Consider the following 20982-nt stretch of genomic DNA (forward strand, 5'->3'; position numbering starts at 1 on the left):
AAAATTTAATCTTATATTTATTTAATAAAATTTAATCTTATATTTATTTAATAAAATTTAATCTTATATTTATTTAATAAAATTTAATCTTATATTTATTTAATAAAATTTAATCTTATATTTATTTAATAAAATTTAATCTTATATTTATTTAATAAAATTTAATCTTATATTTATTTAATAAAATTTAATCTTATATTTATTTAATAAATAATTAAAAATTCAAAAAATTTACCAAAAAAAAAAAAAAGATTTTCTTCTTCTTCTATATGATAAATTTTTTCTTTCTAAAATTTTTCTTTTTATATAAAAATAAGCTTCCTGCATTTCAACTGCAAACATAGAATATAAAAATAAAAATAATCAAAAAATCATAGCAAAATAAGCAATAAATTGAAAAATAAGCATAAAAAATGTATGAAATAGTTCATAAGCTCAATGTACTAAAACACCACATAATTTAAATAAATAGTAATGACCATTTTTAAAAAAATTTCAATAACCACCTTTAGCAGCTAAAACTAATTCATCTAAAAAACAAAAATTAACATTAATTTTATTTAGAAGAATCATTTCATGCAATTCAGTAAATGTAAAAACCATAAAAATTAAACGTACGTTTTGTACTATTAATCTTAAAAAAAAAATTGATAATGCAATATAATCAAATGTGAATTCAACTGTAATAGAAGTAGATTTACCTGAACCAGATAAATAAGTTAAAAAATAAATTCCGTAATCAAATAATAATGACATAGGAATAAAAACAATCAACATATATAAAAAAGGGAATAATGAAAAAACCATTGTATGTGGTGAGAATGTAAAAAAAAAAAAATAACCATTAATCCAAAAAAACCATAAAAATAATAATGTTGTAATAAGTACTGTTAAAAAAGTATCGTCAATTGATCCAATTTCTTCTTCAGATTCAACAGTAGTACTATTAACAATGTAATCATGATCTATTAAATTTTCTTCTGTCGTTGAATTATTATAATATGAAAAATACATAATTAAAAAAAATGATAATAGCATAAAAAATGAAACAAGCTCAATAAAAGAAAACAATGTATGAATAAAAGTTTCTGTTACAAGATTAGTATGTAAAGACACAGCTAAATCAGTAAAATACACATAATAATAATTTGAATTATTTTTAAAAATAAAATAAATTTCAGGATGAATATAAAAAAAATCAGTATATTCAACAGAATTTAATAAATGTTTAAAAAATTCATTAAAATATGGTGTCATATTTACTGTCATATAATAAATCTGTGTAATTAAAACAGATATAAACAAATCGTATGAAAAAAAATTATAATTACTAACGTACATTTTATTTATAAAATAATTGCCATCACTAACAATCATATTTGATAAATTAAATGATACTAAATTATACGAATAAGATAAAAAATCTTCAGTATATGTAAAAATCCAATCAAAATTACTAAAGCTCACTACTGGATTGGTATAAAACGTAAATTATTTTAAAAAAAAATAAATTTAAAAAAATAAATTTAAAAAAAAACCCTACATATTTTATTAAAATAATTTATAAATAAAAATTAATGCAGTCACAAAATAAACACATACTCAATAACTATTGTACCACATTGTACTAAAAAAACTAAAATAAAAATTTTAGTTAAACTATATTAATATTTTAAAAAATTATATACAAAAAAAAAAATGTTTTAAATTAAAAAATAAAAAAATAAAAAACAATATAATAATAATTTTACAAAAAAAGTTAATTTGTTTTTTATCCAAAAATTGAAATAAAGTTATATATGTTTGTAACAATTTAAAAAACTCTTTTAACACGTATATTTAAAATTTTTTTACTCTTTTTCAACTTAAATTTAAAATTTTAAAAAAACCCTACAAATATTATTTAAAAAAATATTATATTATAAATCTCCAATTATATAAATGGCGTTGATAAAGATTAACAAATCTCACAACATTGCGATTTAAATCAAATACAAATTTTGGTGCATATATTAATATAATTGTCATGGTCATGAAATCGATTTCTAAAAAATTTGGTATATCTTTTCTAAAATAAATAAATTTTTTAATTCAATTTGGGTGGTCTGGTTTAGGTGTTCGAGAATAATGGAATTTTTTTCCTTTTCTCATAAAATTATAATCACTCAATTTAGAAAAATTATTTTTAAATAAACTTAAAGTATGCCTATAATAATAATAGTAATGTTTATTAAATACAAAATTTATTTTATCAGATACTTTTAAAATTTTTAATTTATTTGTAACAACTTTATTATTAACATAAACAAAATTATTATTAATAAAAAAATCTAAATCATTTAAACCAAATACAAAATGAGATCTTAATAAAATACTAGATAATGATAAATCAAATAAAGAGAAAAAATCATTAAACGGTTGTTTTATAAAATTTTTAATAATTTTAGAAAAATGCCAATGGTGTCTCATTTTTTTTTTTATCATAGTAGAAAGTAATTGTCTATTTTTAAAAACAATAGCTTTAAAACGACGTTTAAATCTAGTTTTGGGTACCTCTAAAGGTCTGTAATCTTTTAAACTATAAAAAGTGAGTCTTTTTTTCTTTTTTCTTCAATTTTTACGTTTTAAATTTTTTAATTTATCATAAAAAATTTTATTTTTTTTAGGTTTATCTAATGAATCTTTTAAAAAAAAATTATTTTTTCTTTCTAAATCATTGATATCACCAAAATCACGTTTTTTATCAAAATAAGAATTTACAAATGGTAAATTTTTAAATAAAAAAGGGCGTAAATTTTTTTTTTTTCGTAATCCACGGCGACCTAATACACGTTTAACAAATTTTTTAGAACTTAAAAAACCCACTTTAAAAGGTTTTTTTGAAAAAAGATTTAATTTAAGTTTTTTTATTTTATGTTTATTTTTAAATGCAATTTTATTTTTTATTAAGGCTTTTTTTTTACGTTTTTTATTTTTAATAAAAAAAGATTTTTTTTTCTTATCTTCATCTAATCCATAATAACTTTCACGATCACTTTGATTATTTTCATCCAATTCTGAATCACTTTCTTCATCTTTAAATACAACACTTGTATTTGTTGGATAATCACCTAAATTAGAATCATCACTACTATCACCAGTATAATTATAATCTATTTCACCATTTGAGTTAAAAACATTATAATATTTTTTTACAGTATTAGATAAATCACCAATATTATCATCACCACTCTCATTAAAACCAACACCTAATAAATTAAAATAATCTTCATTAAAAACTAAAGTTGTTAATGGTTTATTTTTTTCATCTAAGCAGTCTAAAAAAACATTCAATTTAGTCTCATCATTATAATTATTATTAATGTTTGAATTTAAAGATGGGAAAATAGAATCAATTTTATGTGTGTTTTTTTTTTTAAAAAAATACCTATTCATTTTAAACTCATTAAATAATTTTTGATGAAATTTTAAATGTTTAATTTTTTTTAAAAGAATTGTGTTTAAATTAAATCTTAATCTCAACAAACCTGAAACACGTTTTAAACTAACACAACTTTTTACTAAAAATTTCTTTTTATTTGTATTAAAAAAACCAAAAGTATTAAATTCATTGAAATACAAAAATTCTTCTGATATAACCTCATTGTGTGGGTAAAAATAACGAATCCATTCTGAACGATATTTACGTAAACACCAATTGTATTTTGTAAATTTTATAGTTGTTAAAAAATAAAAAAAATATTTTTTAAATTTATTAATTAATAACATATTAATTAATATTTTATAATTTTTAAAAATAGAAAAATTAAACAAAAAAAAATTACCCAAATGGAATTTTAATAGTGAATCAGAAGAATCAATCAAATCAGTACAATCATTGTAATCATTGTAATAATCATTATTATAAATATCGTAATCATAATTAATTGGTAGTGTTGTGACACATGGACTTTTAACCATATCAGGTTTAAAAACCTTTTAAAGAAAAATAAAATTATATATTAATTTTTTTTTTTTTTTTATTCAATCTTTCATCACGCAAAACTAATTTAAAACTTTTCAACTCATTAACACTTAAATCATTTTTACTTGATGCATTAAAAATTGAATTCAGTAAAGGCCTAGTAAAACCTACATCAAATCCTAATGAAAAATAATTTTTTTTAAAAGCTTGTTTTTGTTTTTTTGATAATCGTTTTAATTTTGCAGGATGCATAACTTGATAATTACACATTGAGTATAAATCTATTTTCATAGTACCAGGATGTCCTGAATATTTTAATCTGTGATTTCTAGCTGAATATCATTCAATAGGTCATTGTAAACGCCACAGCATATTTACATATTCAGCTAAATAAGCAACATTACCTTCTTTAGCCGGTACATTCATATAATATTTTTTTGCATTTTTTATTTTAAAATTTCTTAAAATATAATTAGATTTATAAGCTGTTCAACCATTAGACCAAGTTCTTTGACCATTAGCTGGCAAACCTTTGTAATGACGCCACCCTTTATAACAAGTAGCTAAATCTAATAAATAAATATTTAAACAAAAACGTGAATATACAGAAGTTTTATATGGAATAGTTTTGTATAATAATAATAAAAAATGTTTAATTTCTTGGTGTGTTAATTCGTTTATTATGTGGGTTGCAAATTTTTCTAATCTATTTTCTAAAATTTTTATAAAAACTAAATTCAATCCGAAATTTTTTTTTATAAATTTTTTTATACTAATCGTAGTATCAATAACCCTACCATTGAATGCGTAATTATATTTCAAAAAATAAAATTAAAAAATAAAACCTTTTTTGGCATTTTTTTTAAATGTTTTAAAATCAAAATTTAATTTTATAAAATTAGTATAATAATTATAAAAAATATTATTATATTGAAAAAAAAAAACTCCATGAGTTTTTGTGAATTTTAAAAATTTATTAAAAAGTGAAGAATAATAAAAAAAATAAATAATAACCCAACCTTGGTACTTTAGAACCCATACTTTTGAAAAATAAGTATCAATTTTCTTATTTTTTCTAGCATAAAAATTACATAAATTTTTATAATCAATATTAGTGAAATTTAAAATATCGCCTTGAATTATTTCACTTTCTTTTAAATGTTGTTTTTTTAAAAAAAAAATAAATTTTTTAGTAAATTTTGTTCTAAAAATCATTGGAATGCACATTTTTATAAAAATATCTTCCTTTAAGTTTTTTGAATAATTATGTTTATCATCTCAAATTGAATTCCAAAATAAAAAATTACCAGATCTATTTAGTAATGGCAAACTTATACGACCCAATTATTTATTTACGAAAAAATTGATTTTTTCTTTTTAAACTTTTTCTTAATGGAAAATGAAATGGTTTTCTAGAAAAAGAAAATTCACCAAATTTATAACCAACAATATAGGGGTGTACAAACAATCTTCTGTATCTTCAACCTTTATGAATTCTAAATGAATTACCTGAAAAACATTCAGGAATATGTGAAGATCTATCAAAAAATACTTTTTTACATCTTAAAAATTTTCTTCTTTTTAACAATAATATTTTACGTCAAATAGAAGGTGTAAAATAAACTAATTTTCATTTTGAACGAGCCAAAAATTTAAAAATTTATTTACCACGTTTTGCTATCCTACCTCATGGGGTGAGTGTTGGTGAATTGGTTTTAGTACGACCACCATGTGGATGATCTACAGGATTTCTAGCAACACCTCTAGTAATTGGGCGGAAACCTACACTTCGTGAAAAACCAGCATTTGAATAATGTTCTTTTAAATGTCAAATATTAGACACCCTACCTAACGTTGCAAAACAAAAAATCGAAACAATTTTTTGTTTACCAGAAGGTAATTTTATTTTTATGTATTTATTTAACAAATCAATATTAATAATTTTACAAAAAACACCCGCAGAACGTGCATATTTACCACCACAATTCACAAAAGGTTCTACATTAAAAAGTGTATGAGAATATTTAACAAATTTTAATAAAATATTACAACACGAAAATTTTTTAATTTTCATAAATTTAATAGGATTGATAGTTGTAAATGTGTAAGAACCTATTTTAAATGAGTTTGACGATAATATATAACTAAAAGTCCCGTTTGAATATTTTACCAACGCATTGAACGATGATCTTTTAGATATTTTAGAAAACCCAACACAAACAGCAAAATCACTGGACCAAACACGTTTAAAATCCAAATTTATAAAATTTTTTTTTAATTTACAACCCCTACCTCTAATTGTTATTTTACCAGAAACATTTCGACCAGAATTTTTTTCAAAATGTGTTATTAATGGTCGAAATTTTTTGTGCAATGTACCATAGTTGGTAACTCTTTTTTTAAATCTTGATGCATTTGTAATCGGTGTATAATTTAATAAATATATTTATAAATTAATTATTAATATTTTTAAAATGCAAAAATAATACAATTTTATAAATATCTACTAAAATAAAAAAAAAAATATTATAATTTAAATTATATTTAAAATTTATTAAATTTAAATAATTAAAATTATTATCTATTTCAATATATTTTTTTATATATAAAATAGGATCTTTTGGATCTGCATTTTCTATATTATTATTAGTATTAACTCAATAATTCAAACCAGGATTATTTAAAAAGCCGTATTTTTTTTTTAAAAAAATAGAACTATTTGTTAAATCTGTAATCACAGTTTGGTATTCACCAAATTTAAAAAGAAATTGTTTTTCAAATACAAAATGCGGAAATAATAATACATTTGAATTAATTTTTAATTTAAATTTTAAAAAAAAATTTTTAAAAATAAAAAACTCTTTTTTAAAAATTAATTTTTTAAAAAAATCAAAAAATTTATAAACCACAATATATTTAGTACGACGAATCCTTCTTAATTTTTTTTTTAAACATGCTCTAAAATATAATATTTTAGCATATCGTCTATATTTTTTTTTTTTTATTTTTAAATATTTAGGTTTGTATTTATCAAACTTTTTCTCTTTTATTGGTTTTAAATCTTTCTTCTCCATCACCATTTCCTTTTTTATTGGTTTTAAATCTTTCTTCTTCATCAATTTGTCTATAAATAGTTTTTTGTAAAAATAAAACACCAAATAACAAAGCTTCTGCTGTTGGTGGACATCCAGGAACATATACATCAACAGGAATAACACGATTACAACCTCTTACAACTGAATATGAATAATAATAATAACCACCACCATTTGCACAACTACCCATTGATAAAACTCATTTAGGATCTAACATTTGTTCATACAGTCTTCTAATTGCTGGTGCCATTTTATTTGTTAATGTACCTGCAACAATCATCAAATCCGATTGTCTAGGACTTGCACGAAAAATTACACCAAATCTATCTCAATCGTAACGACTGACTGTTGTATGCATCATTTCAACAGCACAACAAGCTAAACCAAATGTCATAGGCCAAAAAGAACCTTGACGAGCTCAAGATACAACTGCATTAACAGGAGTTAATAAATAATCTACTCTCACTATTACAATTTATATAAATACAATTTAAAAAATTTATCTAAATCTAAATTTTCTTCTTATTCGAGTAATTTTTTCTTTAGGTCTTTTTGCACCATATATTGATCTTCGTCTTTTTTTATAATCTAACCCAGCAAAATCTAAAACACCACGAATACATGTAAAACGAACACCTGGTAAATCTCTAGCGCCACCACCTCTAACTAAAACAGCAGAATGTGGTCTAATATTATGTCCTATACCAGGTAAATGTGCAACCACTCAACGTTTATTTGTTAAAATAATTTTTGCAGTCGGTCTTCTAGCAGAATTAGGTTTTCTAGGAGTTACAATTCTAGCTTTTTTAACAGCACCTCGAACTTGTGGACACCCTTTTAATGCTGCTGCTCGATGATGAGCTTTTTTTTTCAAAGAAATTCTTTTACCAAGTTGTTGTAATGTTGACAAAATAAAACTAAAAATTAAATTAATAAAAACGAAGAATTATAATTAATAAAAATTAAAAAATCTTCTAAATATAAAAAAAATAAAATATTAAAAAAATTTAATAAATTTAATAAATTGTTTATTTTAAAAAGTAAAAAATTACTAAATTTATTAAAAAAAAAAAATTCAATATTTTTTGAAACTAAAAATTTTAAATTTTGAATATAAAAATAAATTATAAACATGTTACCAAATATAAATATAAAAAAAAAAAAAATATTATTTTTATAAAAAATATAAATAAAAATTAAGAATTTACTTAAAAAACCCATTAAAGGTGGTATACCAGCTAACGATAGAAATATTAAGGTAATATATGTATGTACATAAGGTATTCTGTTGAATTTTTTTAAATCACTTAAGGATTGTATGTATTTTAAATCAAACATAAAAATAAATGCAAAAATATTTAATAATAAATATATATAAATATAAATATTTAATAAAATTAATGAAATAAATCACACATTAGTATAAAATTCATAATTCAATAAAAATTGAAACAAACATATATGTGAATAGAAGTATATTCCAGCTTTGAAAGCCGGTAATATTAAAAGATAAAAACACTTTAAAAAATATAAAAACAATGAATTTAAATGTAGGTCCTCAACACCCAGCTGCTCACGGAGTTTTAAGATTAATAGTTCAATTAAATGGTGAAATTATTGAAAAAATTGACCCACACATTGGTTTATTACACCGTGGTACAGAAAAATTAATGGAAGATAAAATTTATTTACACTCTTTACCATATTTTGATAGATTTGATTATGTTTCTATGTTAGTCCAAGAACACGCTTATTGTTTAGCGATTGAGTCTTTATTAGGTACTACAAATTACAGTGCGACTTTTGTTTTAATACGAACATTGTATGATGAAATTACCCGTATTTTAAATCATATGTTAGCAATAGCTTGTCATGCATTAGATGTTGGTAGTATGTCACCAATTTTTTGAGCATTTGAAGAAAGAGAAAAATTAATGGAATTTTATGAACGTGTTTCAGGAGCTAGAATGCATGCAGCATTTTATAGACCTAATGAAGTTAATTTAAAATCAATTTCTAGATTTTTACTTGAAGATATATTATTTTTTAGTAGAAATTGTTTTGCTACATTAAATGAAATGCATAATACACTAACATATAATAAAATTTGGAAACAAAGATTGGTAAATATTGGTACATATTCATACGAGACATGTATAAATTACGGTTTAACTGGTGTTATGTCTCGTAGTACTGGATTAAAAAGAGATATCAGATTAGATAAATTAGAAACATATGCAAATTATTACCATTTAAATTTTAGAAGTTTTGTTGGTCAAAATGGCGATTCATATGACAGATTTTTAATCAGAATGAATGAAATGAGCGAAAGTCTTAACATTATTAACCAAGTAATAAATAAAATTTTTAAAAATAAAAAAAAAATAAAAAATAAAAATATAAAATCACACCAAATAGTCAATTATATAAACAAACAAAACACACATAAAACTAATAGTAGTAACATGTACAGATCAATGGAAGATTTAATAAGTCATTTTAAATATTGAACAGAAGGTTTTAAAGTAAGATCAGGCTGAACTTATAGAGCTGTAGAATCACCTAAAGGTGAGTTCGGTGTATCTTTAGTTTCTGATAACACAAATACGCCTTATAAATGCAAAGTTAGATCACCAGCTTTACATCATTTACAAGTATTACCAGTTTTAGCTAAAGGTCATTTTTTAGCAGATTTAGTAACATTAATGGGTACTATTGACATAGTATTTGGAGAAATTGATAGATAATTTATTTAAAAATGATTTGACGAACTAAAAACAATCTAACACACATAGAAAAAGAAGTATTAAAAGCAAAATTTGCTGTAAAATCAGAAATAAAAAAAATAATTTTAAAAAGTATATTAAGTAATAAAAATACCAAACCTATCACTCGCGCGTATGCGAACTATAAATTGTCGTTAATTTTAAATAAAACACCAATTGCGAAACAAAATAATATTTGTTTAAAATCAGGTCGTTATAAAGGTGTATATAAAATTTCAAACTTATCAAGACATCAAATGAAAAAACTTTTTATTACTAATAATTTACAAAACATACAAATAAATAATTGATAAATGAAATTTCATAAAATTCTGAATAATATTAAATTGGCATCGCAAATAAAACGTGATTTTATAAAAATGAGAATTAATAAAAATGATATGAAATTAATTAAATTGTTAATAAGCTTTAGGTTTATAAATTACATAAGAAAACCAGTAGATAAAATAACACAAACTCATGATAATTATTATTATATCTCAATTAACACAAAAAATAAATTGAGATTAAAAAACTTATTTAGACCTTCTGGTGTAAGAACTATAACGTATAAAGAATTATCAAACAATGCATTATTAAAAAAAAATCAATATGTTTTATCAACAAACATAGGTTTAACACCTCAGAATGTTGCAATAAAATACAAATTGAGTGGTATATTATTAATGGTTATGTATGTTTAAAGTTTTAAAATGATTTTTAGAAATGTTTATTTACCTGTAATTTTTAATTTTTTATGTATAAAAACAAATAATGAAAAAACAGTTCACGTTTTTGTATATAATAATGTAATTTTTTTAAAATTAAAAATAAACACTAAAAATTTATATTTAAATAAAGAAACAAATAATATTAAATTATTGTTTGATGAGTGTAGTAATACATCAATTTATATGAATAATACTATTAATAAATTTTTAAAAAACTTATATTCTTATAATTTTTTAAAAATAAAATTTAAAGGTAAAGGTTATAAAATTAAAATACTTAGAAAAAAAAAAATGATTCAATTTTTTTTTGGTGTATCACACATAAAAATTACATTTTTAAAAAAAATAATAATTAAAAAATTATCCAAATATAAATTTTTATTAAAAAGTAAAAGTATACATAGACTTAAAAAAATAAGTAATAAAATAGTAAATGTCAGAAAAATAAACCCATATACATTACGTGGTTTAAGATTGTCAAAAATGGTTATAATAAAAAGAAAAGGTAAAAAAGGTGTATGAATATAAAAATTATATTAATAGTTATATTAATAACATAAAAACATTTTATAACCTAATATACCTACTCTTGTATTTATTTCACCTTCTTCATACTCTAGTTTTAAATATTTAGATGATAGACTTACATTACCAAATCGTATTACTGAACTTCGTTTTTTTGCGTTACCTGTAACACTTATTTTACCTTTTATTTTAAAAAAAAAACCATTCACACCTAATGTTGTTCTAAAAAAAATACTATTATTTTCTAAAATTAATTTCATACAAGCAATCAATTTTTTATGATCTTTCAATTTAACCATTGGCATAATTTTTTTCAACCAATTATTCAACAACCTTAAATCTCTAAATTGAAACGAATACCATATAATCTCCAAAAATTCTGTAGTATGTAAATTCCTTAAAATTTTAAAATTAAAATTTTGATAACCTTTTATAAATAATTTTGCAGCTGTTTCTGGTTTATATCTTCTAAAAAAATTAGATTCAAATCTAACAAAAAATTTTTTTTTAAATAAAGATTCAAAAAATGAAATGAAATATAATTGATGAAATTTATTTAAACTTAAAGATGCAAGAGTTTCAACAGATTTTAAAAATCGTTGTTTTATAGGTAAATCTGTCGTCAAAACAGGTAAATGACTATTATAAATATAATAATCTTCAACATTCATAGTATTACTACTTAAACGATTTAAAATTACATTCCTATTTATATGTGTTGTTAAGTCCCAAAAAAGATGATCAAAATCAACTAAATGTTCTTCTACAAAAATTGAATTCATAAATAAAAAAAAAAAATTCAATGACATAAAACCATATGTAGAATTAATGTTTTTAAAAAAATCATTTAAATTAAATTTTTTAAAAGTAATAAAAAAACTTTTTAAAATTAATTTATATAATTTTTTAAATTTCAATTTATTTTTATTAAATTTCGGAAATTTAATTCTTAATTTACGTCTATTTATTTTTTTAAAATAATTAGTTTTTATAGGTAAAGTATATTTATTAAAAAATAATTCATTTTTACAAAAAAAAAACCTACCATAATTGTATATATTAAATTTTTTATTTATAAAAAAACTAAAAAAAAAAGAAAAACTCAAAATAATTTTATAAAAAAAAAAATCAATAATATATTCATTAAATAAATATTCAATACAATTTATATAAAAAAAAAAAATTTCTTTTTTTTTAAAAAAAAAAAAAGTTTTTAAAAAATCAAAAACATTATTATTAAGTTTAAAAAAAAATAAATTATTAATTTCTAATTCTAAAATAAAAATATTATTATTAATTTCTGTATCTTGTATTTCATACAAAATATTTAATTGATTTTCAATTTTATAAAAAAAATCACTAAATTTAATATTACCATTATTTCAAATTTCATTAAATTTATAATTAAAAAATTTTTTTTTATTTTGTACATACATTTCATTATTATTATTTAAAAAAAATTTATTACAAAAATTATAATTTTTTGAAAAAAAAAATACTAAAAAAATTATTAAATCATTTTTTTTATATAAACTATACAAATCATAATTATATACTAATTTTTTAAAAAAAATTTCTGAAAATAAATCAAAAAAAATAAAATTCACTAAACCTTTGTTATGAGTATATGAAAAATTTGTATTATGTTCAATATCACAATAACTACAATTCAACATGTTTTCAGAATTTTCAGAATTTTGAAAATCTTGTAATACATCAATATAAGAATTTATATTAAAAAAATTAATAAAATTTAATATTAATTCATAATTAATTTCTTTTTTAAAAATTTTATGAAATTCGATTATAAAATTTTTTAAAAAAATATTCAAATCTAAACCACTTGTTAATAATAAAATTACATTATTTCTAAAATTATTAAACAAATATAAATTATTAATTGATAAAAAATTTTTATTTTTTAAAATTATATTTTTTCCATCAAAAATAATCGAAATTGTAAATTTTTTTTTTTCAGAAATATTTAATTTGGAATTAAAAATTAGTATTTTTTTTTCATAATATGGTATATCAAATAAAAAAAAAAAAAAAAATTTTTTTTTTTTTAAATTATTTTTTAAAATTTTTTTTTTATTTTTTTTTAATAAAAAATTAAAAACATTTGTATAATTAACAAAATTAAAATTATCTGTTTGAATTTTATTTTCTTCAACCTCATTTTCAAATTCATTGAAACTTAAATATTTAAAACGTTTTCTTGTGAATTTTAAAATAGGATGTTTACATAATTTATTTATTGCAAATTGTTTAAAAAATGATAAATTAATAAAAAAATTATTAAAAAGAAAAAAATGTTTAAAAAAATTTGATAAAATGTAATTTTTAAAAAATAAATTATTATTATAAGAAAAAAAATTATAAAACGAATAAAATAAATAAAAAGAAAAATTTTTTTTAGTTAAAATATTGTTGTTATTGTTATTGTGAATATATTTAAAAATAGAAGATCTAATAAGTAAATAAATATATAATTTGCGCAACATTAGCTGCTTTAAAAACCTTTTTAAAAACCTTTTTTATTTTTTTATTAAATTTAAATTATTTAAACCATTTTGTTCGATTAGATCTAAAAAAACCAAAATATGAAGTTTTTTTAAATAATGGTTTTCATTTATAATTTTTTAATTTAATATTATCATAAATAGCAAAAATAAATGTATATAACTTTTTAGTTGTATCTTTAATAAAAACCCAAAATAAAATAAATCTAATTCTTAAAAAATTTAAAACTAATTTAAAATTACGTTTAAATAAATTAAAAAATCTAATTAATAAATCTAAATTAATATAAGCTATTTTTTCTTCTATTTTTTCTTGAAAAAAAAATACAATAATAATCATATTTAAATGATTAATTAAAAATAAGAATAAGAATAAAAATAAGAATAAGAATAAGTTTGAAAAACATAAAACAGCTAAATCGCGTACAAAAGAAAATGATCAGAAAATTGATAATCAAAATGATAATCAATATAGTCAAAATACGTTTGATTTATCAAAAAAGCTACGCACTTGTCCAGAATTGGGGTTGAACCAATGACCTTTAGGTTTTCAGCCTAACGCTCTGCCACTGAGCTACCTAGACATAAATGTGTTATAATTTTATTAGCAAAAAATAAATAAATAAGTTAAATTGAATAAAATAAATATGAATCATATATATATAAAATGTTTTCAATTTAACTGTGTTGCTTGATCAAATCTATATCTAGGTAAAGTACCTCGTACAGCAATAGCAAAAATACATGTAAATAATACTTTAAAAATTAAAATAATATAAGGCATTCAATGATTCAAATTAAATATTAAATAATTAGATTGAATAAATAACGAATGCGGCAATAAATGACATGAAAACAAAGGTTTCAATTAAAGCATAACCCATTAATGTTGTATTAAAAATACCTTCAGCTTCTTCAGGATTTCTAGCAACAGCTAAATTATAACCAGCAAATAAAATACCAGTACCTAAAGCACCTAAAGCAATTGGTAACATGCAACCACCTAAAACTAAAGTTTTTGCAACTAAAACTAATAACACATAATTAATTAAATAATTAGTTGCGTTTGTATTTTTTTACAATATTTGAATATGCATAAACACGTTGTTTTCATGCCAAAGAATCTTGTGGTGCTAAAATAATTGATGCAAACATTTTTGTATAACGTTCTGGCAAATAATAATTTTTAACTTGTAAAGATTGAAAATTCATAAATTTCAAAGTTAAGTTAGTTCGGTTTTTTGGGTAAACATAACTTAATTTATATAAATATTTTTTTTTATATTTTGCTTTCATTTTTTTACCTAACTTTTTTACTTTAATTGTGAAAAGAGTATTATATAATGGTAAGACAAAATTAATTAAATTATTCAAATTAATAAACGAAGAATCATCAATTATTAATTTCTTTATTAAATTAAAGTATGGGAAACTTTTAAAAAATTCTTCATTAAAACCATTATTATTAATATTAACATCACTATTATAATCAAATTTATCGTTAATGAAATTCATAGAATCTAAATTTAAATCGTTACTAAAAAAAAAACCAAATAAATAAATACTATAAAATTTTTGCAAATTTACAAAAATAGTACGTTTTTTACCAGATCTTGTAGAAATATTTAAAAATTTATTAACAATCGTTAAATTACAATTTTTAAATTTATTATTAACTTTAGTTAATTTTTTTCTATTTGAAATATAAAATTTTTTATACGAATAATTTATTTGGTTAGTAAAAAAAGTGTTTTCAAAAGAATTTAGAATATTTTTTTTAATTTTAAAAAATTTAAAAAATTTCAATTTCTACAATAATTAAAATTAACAAATAATGTATTTATTAATTATTAATTTTATAATGATAATAATAAAATGCAAAAAAATGAAAAAATATTAACAATTGTACTATAAGCAAAAAAATTTTTAAAAAACGTAATATTAAAAATTAAAAATAACAAATATATAAAACTTATTACAAAAAAAATTAAAAATATAAATATTCAAAAATTTTTGAAACAATTTAAATATACCAATATTAAATATACAAAAAATAAAAAAAAACTTAAAAAATAAATTGTTGTATAAAAAAAAATTGATATAAATGAAAGACCTTTGTACACCTCAATTTTAAAAAAATGTAATGGAGCCCCTCCCAATTTTAAAAAAAAACCAATAAAAAAAAAAACCCATAAAATAATAAAAAAAAAAAAATTAAAAACTAAAAAAAAATTAAAATTAAACAAACATAAAACATTTAAAACAATTCATTCAGAAGAACCATACATAAACATTAAATTCAATATTACAAATAATAAAAAAATTGAACTAAAAAAATTAACCCAATATTGAAAAAAAAGTGTATTTAAAAAAAACTTAAACAAATTTGATTTGAATAAATTTTTATTATCTTTATAATTGTTTTTATTAAAAAACAATTTTGATACACTAAATTTATACAATATAGTCAAAGATATAATCTCTAAATTAAAAAAAAATGTATAAAATGTATTATTTAAGAAAAAGAAAACAATAAATAAAATTAAATTAGCTATAGAGAAAAAAAAATCAATATTGCGAATTGCATTTTGATTTCTAAAAAATAAAATAATAAATAAAAATAAAATACAAATTGAAAAAAAAACAAAAGCAATATTACTAAAAATATTTGAAATTTTTAAATGATTGAATCAAAAAATTTGAAAATCAAATTTAAAAAAATATATAAAAAAAAAAAAATAAACCAAAAGAATAATTATTCAAAATGTGAAAAACAAAAAATTAATTTTTTTTACAGGTTTTGAATTTTTTAAAATATCAGTAACTTGTAGAATAGACCTGTAAAATTGTGAATTACAACCAAAAAAAAAAATTCACAAAAACATAAAAAAAATTAAAAAAGACATAATTGGGTAAAAATTATAAAAGTAAAACTTTAACAAAATAAAATTAAAAATATAATAAATTTATAAAAACTTTTTTTTTAAAAAAAATTTTTTTACATTTCATTTTTTTTTTTTTAAAAGAAATTTTAGGTACAAACATATTATTATCAACTTCTACTAGTTTTTTAAAAATATTTTTATTAAATCAAGATTCTTCAGCATAACTAGCACCTAAATACAAATAATTGATATGAATACTAGGGTCTACAAAATTATTATAAAAATAAACATAATTATTTGAGTTTGTATTTTTTAAAAAAAAAAAAGTTAATTTAAAATTTAATCTTAATTGATCCACTTATTTATACAAATTATAAAATAATTTAGTTAAAACATTAAATTTAAAAAAAATGAAAAAAATTTATATCTAATTAAATTCATAAAATATTTTGTAAAAAACAAATATTTAAATTTAATTAAATCACATTTAAAATAATTTATTTGATTAAACATTACAGTTATAATTATTAAAAAAATTATAGTACGGGCTGATAAACTAATTTTTTTAAAATTAAAATTATAAAAATGTAAATCTACATTTTTTAATTTTAAAATTTTTCAAAAATTTGAATTATAAATAATTAAATCGTAATGCATATATTTATCATAAACAGTCAATGAATTTATATCTTTTAGTTATTAAATATAAATTAAAAATTTATAAAAATAAATTTTTAATTTATAGTAAAAAAATCATTATAAAAAAAATTAAAATTAATTTTTGTTTTATATTGATATATAAGACTAGATTCTAAAAAAAAATTAAATTTTTTAAAAAATTGAACTAATTCAATAATATTATTAAAATTTTTAATTTCTATATCATCATTTAATACTAATTTTAATTTATAAAAAATAAAAAAACGTTTTAATAAAAGTTGGTTACGAGCTAATTTATTTTTATAAGGTGCTTTTAATATAGTTATTAGTTTTTTTTTTGTAGGTTTTATCCAAATTGTTTGATTTAAAAAACTTTTTTTTTTTTTATTGGTTAAATATTTTAATAATATTAAAAATAAAAAAAAATTTCGTAAAATAATTTTTGAATTTTTTCTAATTTTTAAAAAACTAATATCATCTAAATATGAAAAATTTGAAGGTCTGAAATTGGTTAAAAAAGAAAGAATAATATTTACATTCAATTTCTACAATTAATATTTAAATCATATAAATATTAGCAATTATCTTAAAATTATTTTATTTTATAAAACACAATTACACAATTATAAAATTATTACGTAAGTAAATATTTTTTATAAAAAAAACCATAACTTTTTTTTTTAAATCAGCTTGAGTTTAATATTAATTTTTTACAAAAAAATGCAAATTTAAAATTCAATTTTTTATTAATTTTATTAACTAATCATTTTAATTTGTAAAAAGACAATCCTTTACATTCAAACAAAACAAAATTTTTTTTTAATTTTAAAACTTTTCTATCAGCTGTACCTTTACCTTTACCCATACGTGAATTTTTTGATTTTTTTTGCAAATAAAAATACGTTTTTCCATAATATCAAATTTTTTCTTTTTTTCCATAATGTCATGATTTTTTAGTAAGTGTTTTTTTAAAAAGCCTTTTCATTCTACCAATATGTAATAATTCAATTCTAGTTTCTTTTAAACTTATTATTATTGAATCTCCTAATCGGAATTTTATTTTTTTTGGTGCAGTAAAAAATCTATTTTTTTGAAATGTACGTTCTACTTGTTTAGTTTTAATTTTACGTTTAAAAAAAACCATAATAAAAAACCATAATAAAAAAAATTAAAAATAAAAATAAAATTGAATTTTTAATTTAAATCAAATTTTTTAGCAATTTTAATTTTTAAGATTGCGATAAGAATCGAACTTATATACATAACTTATGAGATTATTGTTTTACCATTAAACTACACAATCTATTAATTTAATTACAAATTAAATTAATACAATTTAAGTGTAGTTTAATGAAATTTAATTTTTAATAAAATTATACCAATTAAAACTTATTAAAAAAAAAATTAAAATTTAATATTTTTATGAAAAATTTATTAATTTTATACAAAATATATATATAAAAAAAAATTATACCATACATAATAAATAAAATAAAATTATTTTTTATAACAAACACATCTTCTAAAATCTTCATACAATTAAATTCGAATAAATTATACACCATAATTAAAATATTTTTAAAAAAGGTCAAATTATTAATATAAATGTCATTAACATTAAAATTAAAAAACTCTAATTGTTTATTAATATACGAATAATTTATTAAATTATATTTATTATTTTTAAAAAAATTTAAATTTAAGTTAGTAAAAATATAGTTATTATTAATATAAAATTTATTAAAAATATCAAATATTAAAATAATATTAATATTGAATTTATTAAAATATATAATATATAATACAAATATATAAAAAAAAATATGTTTCACAGTAAATTTATAATATAAATATATAATACTTAAAATATAAATAAGAAATATTTTTTCTAAAAAAAATAAGCCATATAAAAAAAAAAAAATAATTAAAAAAAAAAATAAAAAATATTTAAATATTTTTAAAAAAATAAACAAATAAATAAACATAAAAATGTATAAATATTTTATATATTTATTTAAATCAAGTAAAAATATATTTTTTTCAAAAAATAAAACATTAACATAAATATAAATCAATAATAAATTATTCAAATTTTTTAAAAAAATATTAATAATATTATAATTAATTATATTATATTTTTTAAAAAAATTTTTAAAAAAAATTAATTTATACATATATATAAAAAAAAATATTTTTATAAAAAAATAAAAATAATTATCTTTTAAATTAATACTATTAAAATTATGAATTGAGTTTATAATATCAATACGCACCAAATAAATAAACAAAAATAAAAAAAAAATTAACGACAAAAAAAAATTAATTAATAAATTATAATTTTTAAAAATATTAAAATGAACAAAATAAATTAAATGTAAAAAAATTATTAATAATATAATTTCAACAAAATCTCAATTTCACCAACCCCCTCAATTTAATTCTTGTTGAGCTCACAAACCACCTAAAACCAATGATAATCAATTTACTGCAATAATAAATAAAATTACATTATATAATTGATTTATAACAAAAATATTTAATTTTTTTAAATTAATATAAATTAGGAAAAAATTAATACATAAAATATATGTTAAATAAACTAAAAAAGGATGAATTAACAATAAACCATTTAATAGTGATACATTATTATTAATAAAATCACTTAATAAAAAATTAAACCATATAATTTTATTCAAAATTAAAAAAAAAAAAAAAATTAAAATATTCATTATAATATTTTTATTAAAAAAAGTATTTAAAATAAAAAATAAAATAATTATTAAAATAATACTATTATTATTATCATTTAATATGTAAATATAATTTCAAAACGAATTATACAAAAAAAAATTTTGATGAAAAGTTTGTTTAATAGTAAAAAAAAAATTATTAAAAAAAAAAAATATTATCAAAAACATTTGATAATATTTAAATTTAAAAAAATAATTAATATATTTTAAAAAAATTAAATAATATAAAAAAAAAATTTCATTTATTTTTTTAATTTATAAAAAATTAAAATATAATGAACAATTACATTAAAATAAATTTAATTTTTAATTTTCTTTATTTATAAAAATAAAATATTATTTAATAATTAAAATATATAATCATATTGTAAAATTAATAATTAATATTTAAACGATATAATTTTATTAAATAACTCATACAGCTCATAAATAAAATAAAAACACATAGTTACCTGTAAATCAACAAAAAAAAACAAGTCATATAATAGAATAACCTTTTTTTCAAAAAATTATACCATCTTTATCATAACAATCTTCAATCGCTTGTTTAAATGTTTTTTGAAAAAACGATCTTTTTTTGTTTTCATCATAATAATCTATATCTCAAATTTCAAGCATCCCTTCTTCATAAAATTTTTTCCTGAAACGAAATACAAAATTATCAGTAAATCATTCAACGGTTTCATTTCATGAAAAAATGCATTTTTTTATAAACATATCTACAATTAATGATGTGAAATAAATAGTTATTGTTCAATGAGTGTTATCAAGACCTATAAAAACCGCATAATATACAAAATAAATTTTATTTAAAAATAAAATAAATATTTTTATTATTTTATTAAAATAAAAATATTCATATTTAAGTATAAAAATCAAATTTTATAAATTTTATAAAATAATTTGTAGACAAAAAATGTAAATTTACGTCTTAAATGTTCACTTTTCAGATGGAAAAATGAAATTCAGTTTTCATTAATTTGTTCTGAAAATGTGCATAATTAATGTAAATTATTGTGAATAAAAATACAAATTTACGTCTATAATGTTCACTTTTCAGATGGAAAAATGAAATTTAATTTTCA

Annotated in this window: 13 protein-coding genes, 2 tRNA genes and 4 pseudogenes; 3 read left to right on the forward strand and 16 right to left on the reverse strand. The window is 17.9% G+C overall.

Annotated elements, in window-relative coordinates:
* Positions 1–495: 495 nt before the first annotated feature.
* From PLC66_RS19515 to PLC66_RS22985, 10 genes and pseudogenes are all read right to left on the reverse strand, one after another.
* Entirely contained in the window at positions 496–1467 is a 972-nt protein-coding gene (locus PLC66_RS19515) for a hypothetical protein (protein ID WP_324543614.1), read from the reverse strand.
* A 624-nt stretch (positions 1468–2091) separates the two neighbouring features.
* Positions 2092–2469: a hypothetical protein gene (locus tag PLC66_RS19520; protein ID WP_324543616.1), complete on the reverse strand. Its 378-nt coding sequence runs from the start codon at positions 2467–2469 to the stop codon at positions 2092–2094.
* Between the two features lie 141 nt (positions 2470–2610).
* Positions 2611–3864: a hypothetical protein gene (locus PLC66_RS19525; protein ID WP_324543619.1), complete on the reverse strand. Its 1254-nt coding sequence runs from the start codon at positions 3862–3864 to the stop codon at positions 2611–2613.
* A gap of 130 nt (positions 3865–3994) precedes the next feature.
* Positions 3995–4255, reverse strand: a complete 261-nt coding sequence (locus PLC66_RS19530) for a hypothetical protein (protein ID WP_324543621.1) — start codon at positions 4253–4255, stop codon at positions 3995–3997.
* 540 nt (positions 4256–4795) lie between these two features.
* A complete protein-coding gene (locus PLC66_RS19535) occupies positions 4796–5179 on the reverse strand; it encodes a hypothetical protein (protein WP_324543623.1) in 384 nt (127 codons plus the stop codon).
* Between the two features lie 472 nt (positions 5180–5651).
* A pseudogene (locus PLC66_RS22980) lies at positions 5652–6338 on the reverse strand (hypothetical protein).
* Between the two features lie 283 nt (positions 6339–6621).
* Entirely contained in the window at positions 6622–7038 is a 417-nt protein-coding gene (locus PLC66_RS19540) for a hypothetical protein (protein WP_324543625.1), read from the reverse strand.
* 49 nt (positions 7039–7087) lie between these two features.
* Positions 7088–7474 (reverse strand): annotated as a pseudogene (gene nuoB, locus PLC66_RS19545) (NADH-quinone oxidoreductase subunit NuoB); the annotation flags it as partial.
* A gap of 84 nt (positions 7475–7558) precedes the next feature.
* Positions 7559–7969, reverse strand: a pseudogene (gene rpsL, locus PLC66_RS19550) (30S ribosomal protein S12).
* Positions 7970–7983: 14 nt separating this feature from the next.
* Complete coding sequence (locus tag PLC66_RS22985) at positions 7984–8466, reverse strand: proton-conducting transporter transmembrane domain-containing protein (RefSeq protein ID WP_503012247.1); 483 nt, start codon at positions 8464–8466, stop codon at positions 7984–7986.
* A 131-nt stretch (positions 8467–8597) separates the two neighbouring features.
* Here PLC66_RS22985 and PLC66_RS19555 point away from each other — a divergent pair, with 131 nt between their 5' ends.
* The 3 genes and pseudogenes from PLC66_RS19555 to PLC66_RS19565 all read left to right on the forward strand — a co-directional run bounded on the left by PLC66_RS19555 (position 8598) and on the right by PLC66_RS19565 (position 11077).
* A complete protein-coding gene (locus PLC66_RS19555; protein WP_324543627.1) occupies positions 8598–8969 on the forward strand; it encodes a hypothetical protein in 372 nt (123 codons plus the stop codon).
* Positions 8970–8981: 12 nt separating this feature from the next.
* Positions 8982–9806 (forward strand): annotated as a pseudogene (locus PLC66_RS19560) (NADH-quinone oxidoreductase subunit D-related protein); the annotation flags it as partial.
* Positions 9807–10537: 731 nt separating this feature from the next.
* Positions 10538–11077, forward strand: coding sequence for a hypothetical protein (locus PLC66_RS19565; RefSeq protein WP_324543629.1), 540 nt, complete (start codon positions 10538–10540; stop codon positions 11075–11077).
* A gap of 26 nt (positions 11078–11103) precedes the next feature.
* Here PLC66_RS19565 and PLC66_RS19570 read toward each other — a convergent pair whose 3' ends face one another.
* The 6 genes from PLC66_RS19570 to PLC66_RS19595 form a co-directional block, all read right to left on the reverse strand.
* Entirely contained in the window at positions 11104–12402 is a 1299-nt protein-coding gene (locus PLC66_RS19570) for a hypothetical protein (RefSeq protein ID WP_324543631.1), read from the reverse strand.
* Positions 12403–12462: 60 nt separating this feature from the next.
* Positions 12463–13584, reverse strand: coding sequence for a hypothetical protein (locus PLC66_RS19575; protein ID WP_324543632.1), 1122 nt, complete (start codon positions 13582–13584; stop codon positions 12463–12465).
* A gap of 530 nt (positions 13585–14114) precedes the next feature.
* A tRNA-Phe gene (locus PLC66_RS19580) sits at positions 14115–14186 on the reverse strand.
* Positions 14187–14414: 228 nt separating this feature from the next.
* Positions 14415–14597 (reverse strand): ATP synthase F0 subunit C, encoded by a 183-nt coding sequence (locus PLC66_RS19585; RefSeq protein WP_324543634.1) that lies wholly within the window; start codon positions 14595–14597, stop codon positions 14415–14417.
* Positions 14598–14712: 115 nt separating this feature from the next.
* On the reverse strand, positions 14713–15408 hold the full coding sequence (locus tag PLC66_RS19590) for a hypothetical protein (protein WP_324543636.1): 696 nt from the start codon (positions 15406–15408) through the stop codon (positions 14713–14715).
* Between the two features lie 2971 nt (positions 15409–18379).
* Positions 18380–18450, reverse strand: a tRNA-Met gene (locus PLC66_RS19595).
* Positions 18451–20982 lie beyond the last annotated feature (2532 nt).

This window comes from Thauera sp., from assembly GCF_035444905.1.
In the GTDB taxonomy this organism is placed as follows: Bacteria; Pseudomonadota; Gammaproteobacteria; order Burkholderiales; family Rhodocyclaceae; genus Thauera.